The sequence below is a fragment of the Streptomyces sp. genome, from assembly GCF_036566765.1.
Classification (GTDB): Bacteria; Actinomycetota; Actinomycetes; order Streptomycetales; family Streptomycetaceae; genus Streptomyces.
The window spans coordinates 1-3,362 of the sequence record NZ_DATCVQ010000381.1 but is presented as its reverse complement, the minus strand read 5'-3'; the positions used below and the strand labels follow the sequence as shown (position 1 = coordinate 3,362).

The 3,362-nt window shown below is 72.5% G+C and carries 2 protein-coding genes; both read left to right on the top strand.

What is annotated here, in order from left to right:
- The first annotated feature begins 39 nt into the window (after nucleotides 1-39).
- Nucleotides 40-1,494 (top strand): argininosuccinate synthase, encoded by a 1,455-nt coding sequence (gene argG, locus VIU94_RS22335; RefSeq protein ID WP_331913630.1) that lies wholly within the window; start codon nucleotides 40-42, stop codon nucleotides 1,492-1,494.
- A 234-nt stretch (nucleotides 1,495-1,728) separates the two neighbouring features.
- Nucleotides 1,729-3,039, top strand: coding sequence for a phytase (locus tag VIU94_RS22330; RefSeq protein WP_331913629.1), 1,311 nt, complete (start codon nucleotides 1,729-1,731; stop codon nucleotides 3,037-3,039).
- Nucleotides 3,040-3,362: the final 323 nt, after the last annotated feature.

Below are 3,362 nucleotides of genomic sequence, written 5' to 3'. Positions count from 1 at the left end.
GGCTTTGCATGGTCATGCGTCATGGTGCATACTCTTCCTATGTCTAAGGTCCTTACCTCCCTTCCGGTCGGCGAGCGCGTCGGCATCGCCTTCTCGGGCGGCCTCGACACCTCGGTCGCGGTCGCGTGGATGCGCGACAAGGGCGCCGTCCCGTGCACCTACACCGCCGACATCGGCCAGTACGACGAGCCCGACATCGCTTCGGTGCCCGGCCGTGCCAAGACCTACGGCGCCGAGATCGCGCGCCTGGTCGACTGCCGCGCGGCGCTGGTCGAGGAGGGCCTGGCCGCGCTCACCTGCGGGGCGTTCCACATCCGCTCGGGCGGGCGCGCCTACTTCAACACCACCCCGCTCGGCCGCGCCGTGACCGGCACCCTGCTGGTCCGGGCCATGCTCGAGGACGACGTCCAGATCTGGGGCGACGGCTCGACCTTCAAGGGCAACGACATCGAGCGGTTCTACCGCTACGGCCTGCTGGCCAACCCGCACCTGCGGATCTACAAGCCCTGGCTGGACGCGGACTTCGTGACCGAGCTCGGCGGCCGCAAGGAGATGTCGGAGTGGCTGCTCGCCCACGACCTCCCCTACCGCGACAGCACGGAGAAGGCGTACTCCACCGACGCCAACATCTGGGGCGCCACCCACGAGGCGAAGATCCTGGAGCACCTGGACACCGGCGTGGAGACCGTGGAGCCGATCATGGGCGTCCGGTTCTGGGACCCGTCGGTCGAGATCGAGGCCGAGGACGTCACGATCGGCTTCGACCAGGGCCGCCCGGTCAGCATCAACGGCAAGGAGTTCGCCTCCGCCGTCGACCTGGTGATGGAGGCCAACGCCATCGGCGGCCGCCACGGCATGGGCATGTCCGACCAGATCGAGAACCGGATCATCGAGGCCAAGAGCCGCGGGATCTACGAGGCCCCCGGCATGGCGCTGCTGCACGCGGCGTACGAGCGCCTCGTCAACGCGATCCACAACGAGGACACCCTCGCGCAGTACCACAACGAGGGGCGGCGGCTCGGCCGGCTCATGTACGAGGGCCGCTGGCTCGACCCGCAGGCGCTGATGATCCGCGAGTCGCTGCAGCGCTGGGTCGGCGCGGCCGTGACCGGCGAGGTCACCCTGCGACTGCGGCGCGGCGAGGACTACTCGATCCTCGACACGCAGGGCCCGGCGTTCAGCTACCACCCGGACAAGCTGTCGATGGAGCGCACCGAGGACTCCGCGTTCGGCCCGACCGACCGGATCGGCCAGCTCACCATGCGCAACCTCGACATCGCCGACTCGCGCGCCAAGCTGGAGCAGTACGCCGGTCTCGGCCTGATCGGCGCCGGCGGTCCCGCGGTCGGCGCGATCGGCGCCGCGCAGGCGGCCGCCACCGGGCTGATCGGCGCCATGCCGGAGGGCGGCGCCGAGGCCATCGCCTCCCGTGGCGAGGTCTCCGACGAGGACGAGCTCCTCGACCGCGCCGCGATGGAGTTCGGCACCGACTGATCTCCCACGCCCGACAGAAGGGCCGGTTCGACGCCTCGGCGTCGAACCGGCCCTTCTCGTCGTCCAGTCGACCCGACGCGCGAACCGAGCCCTCAACTCGCCCGCATCCTCCGCCCGTTCATCCGCTGTACAGCTCCAGCAGGGGATGCTGGTCGCCCGCCCGCCGCCGTGCCGACACGGTGGGGCAGCACGCTCACGCACGGTCCATCCACCCCCCTTCGGAGGAGAACCAGCGTGACGACTCCCAGAGTTGCCCGCCTCATCGTGCCCGCCGTCGCCGTGACCCTCGCGGCCGCGGCCCTCGGCATACCGGCCCAGGCCCACGACCGGCACTCCGGCGACGCGCCGCCCGCCGTGACCCCGCGCGCCGAGACCCCCGTGCTGCACGACGACGACGCGGGCGGCAACGCCGACGCCGACGACCCCGCGATCTGGCGCAACGCCGCCGACCCCGGGCGCAGCCTGGTCGTCGCCACGGCCAAGGAGGGCGGGCTGCGGGTCTACGACCTGGACGCGCGCCCCGTGCAGTCGATCACCCCGCCGCCGGCCGAGGGGGAGGACGACGCCCCCGGCCGGTTCAACAACGTGGACCTCGTCCACGGGCTCCGGCTGTCCTCCGGCCGCGCCGACCTCGCCGTCACCAGCGACCGCGGCCACGACCGGCTCCGCTTCTACCGCATCGACCGCGACCGGCCGGGCGGCCCGCTCACCGACGTCACCGACCCCGCCGCGCCGGCCGTGTTCTCCAAGGACCAGGACGAGGTCAACGACCAGCGGACCGCGTACGGCCTCGCCACCTGGACCGACCGCGCGACGGGACGCTCGTACGCCCTGGTCTCCCGCCGCGAGCGCACCAGCATCGCGCTCCTCGAACTGCGCCCGGCCCCGGGCGGCAAGGTCACGTACCGCAAGATCCGCACCGTGGACCTGCCCTCCGCCTTCCGGCTGCCCGACGGCACGTCCTGGTCGCCCTGCGCCGAGCCCGACGAGCTGCCGCAGGTCGAGGGCATGGTCGTCGACCCGGCCGACGGCACGCTCTACGCGGGCCAGGAGGACGTCGGCATCTGGCGGCTGCGCGCCGACCTGACCGGCACGCCGAAGCTGATCGACAAGGTCCGCGAGTACGGCGTCCCCGGCGTCTACGACGAGGAGACCGAGGAGTGCACCCCCGGGGCCGACCCCGGCTTCGGCGGCTCCAAGCTCACCGCCGACGTCGAGGGCCTGACCCTGGTCACCGAGCCCGACGGCGACGGGTACCTCCTCGCCTCCAGCCAGGGCGACGACACCTTCGTCGCGTACGACCGCGAGATCGCGGACCGCAACGAGTACGAGGGCGGCTTCCGGGTCGCCGCGGCCGGTCCGGCGCTGGACGGCTCGGAGGAGTGCGACGGCGCGGCCGCGCTGAACGCGCCGCTGGGTTCCAGGTACCCGCACGGCCTGCTCGTCGTCCAGGACGGCCACGACACACCGGCACAGGGCGAGCGGGAGGCCACCGGGTTCAAGTTCGTGGATCTGGGCGATGTCATGGACAGCGTCAAGGACTGAGTCAAGGACCGGGTACCGGACGGTCCCGCCGCCCCGCCGGGAGCGGTCCGGCGGGACCGGCCGGGCGGGTTGTGCCCCGGGGGGTGGCGGGAAGCTCGGAACTGGTGAACACTCGCGGAACCCCGCACACGTCGCGCGCCTTCCCTAGGCTGGAACCGACCGGTCCAGGACGCGTGACGAGGTGGGTGGGCCGCCTTCGAGCGCGGCGCGGCCGACAGGGCCCGGTCGGAGGCGAGGGATGATGAAACGTCCGGCGAGAGCGCGAGCACGGGGGCGCTGCGGACTGTGACTCAGCGGATCCAGGTTTTCGGCGGGGCGGCGCT